The following is a 1,599-nucleotide window of genomic DNA, read 5'->3' as shown; positions in this document are numbered from 1 at the left end:
CGTCGAGCGAGACCGGCCTCGGGATCCCCGAGCTGCGCGCGGCGGTGATGGAAGCAATCGGGTAAACCCGGTTTTCTAACCTCTGTGATTTCCACCTTCTGTCATCCCCGCGAAAGCGGGGACCCATCTCTTGCCGCTGGAGATGGATCCCCGCTTTCGCGGGGATGACAGAGGGTGGGTTTAGAGGCATCACCCCTCCAGATACGTCGCCGCATACTCCACCGGAAAATTCACCGAGCGTGCGATAAAGCAATGCGCATGGATCCGCGCGTGGATCGCATCGGCCGCCGCCAAATCGCTCCCCGCCACCACGGTAATCGTCGGCCGCAGCACCGCGCGCACGAAGCGTCCGGTCCCGTCGGGTGCGCTCTCCCCCACGCCCAGCGGATTGTCGGCATAGGCCGTCACGACGATCCCCGCCGCGCTCGCCAGATGCAGATACCACAGCATGTGACAGCCCGAGAGGCTGGCGAGCAGCAGATCCTCCGGATTGGGCAGCCCCGGATCGCCGCCAAGCAGCGGATCGTTCGAACATTGCACCACAGGCTTGCCCGGCGTCGCGATCTCCCACGTCCGGTCATAGCCGCGATAGGTCCGCGTCCCCGCGCCGTGATTGCCGGTCCAGGCGATCCGCGCGGTGAAATCGTGCGTCGCCATGCTTACCCCTCGATGATGTGCGGCACGAAGCGCGCGGTGTTGCCGGTGATCGGCCCGTCCTCGCGAATCCCCATCCCCGCCGGTTCGCCATCGACGATCCACGCGCCGAGCACCGGGCGGCGATCGCCGCTGCCGGGCAAATCGAACAGCGCCTGATAGACGAAGCCCTCCGCGCCATACTCGCCCGCGGTCTCGGCCACGCTCGCGCCGCCCTTGAAGATCGTCACATTGGCACCCTCGCGCGCCAAGAACGGCTTGCGGACGTGATCCGCGGCAAGCGGCGTCCGGCGCGCCTCAAGCAAATTGGGATGCCCCGGAAACAGCTCCCACAGCACCGCCAGAATCGCCTTGTTGCTCCACAGCATCTTCCAGATCGGCTCGATCCACAGCGTCGTGTTGAGGCTCTCGATCAGGTCCTTGCCGAACGGCTCGTTGACCAGCCATTCCCACGGATAGAGATGGAAGATCGCGTCTACGGCCATATTGTCGAGATCGACGAAGCGCCGCCCGGCACTGTCCCACCCCAGATCCTTCATCTCGATCAGCCGCGTGTCGATCCCCGCCGCGCGCGCGGTATCGGCGAGATAGGCCGTGGTGACCACATCCTCTCCCGCGGTATCGGCGACATGCGCGAGATAAAGCGCGCTTGCTCCCGGTGGCGGCGCGATCGCACGCCATTTGGCGACGAGCTTGTCGTGCAGGCTGTTATATTGGTCGTTGGACGGGAAGACCGCTTCCTTCCAGTCCCACTGGATGACCGCCGCCTCGACCAGGCTGGTCGGCGTGTCGCAGTTGAATTCGAACAATTTCGGCGGTCCAGCGCCATCATAACCCAAGTCGAAACGCCCGAAATTGAGCGCCGCCGGCTCCCCGTCCCACGTCTTGCGGATCGCCTCGTGGCAGAACGCCGGAATACCGAAATCGCCGAGCAAGTCGCGGTCG

General features: G+C 64.9%; 2 protein-coding genes. Both read right to left on the bottom strand.

The annotated features are described in order from the left end of the window. Positions 1 to 189: 189 nt before the first annotated feature. A complete protein-coding gene (locus ABWP09_RS14365; protein ID WP_353205798.1) occupies positions 190 to 657 on the bottom strand; it encodes an OsmC family protein in 468 nt (155 codons plus the stop codon). Between the two features lie 2 nt (positions 658 to 659). Continuing rightward, positions 660 to 1,599: glutathionylspermidine synthase family protein (locus ABWP09_RS14360; protein ID WP_353205797.1), on the bottom strand; the 940-nt coding region annotated here is incomplete at its 5' end.

The sequence above is a fragment of the Sphingomonas sp. genome (assembly GCF_040398505.1).
Classification (GTDB): Bacteria; Pseudomonadota; Alphaproteobacteria; order Sphingomonadales; family Sphingomonadaceae; genus Sphingomonas.
Note: the sequence above shows the minus strand (reverse complement) of the source record. Positions and strands in the feature narration are given on the sequence as shown.

Coding starts and splice junctions, on each gene's coding strand:
- ABWP09_RS14365 (WP_353205798.1), bottom strand. CDS start 657: ATGGCGACGCACGATTTCACCGCGCGGATCGCCTGGACCGGCAATCAC.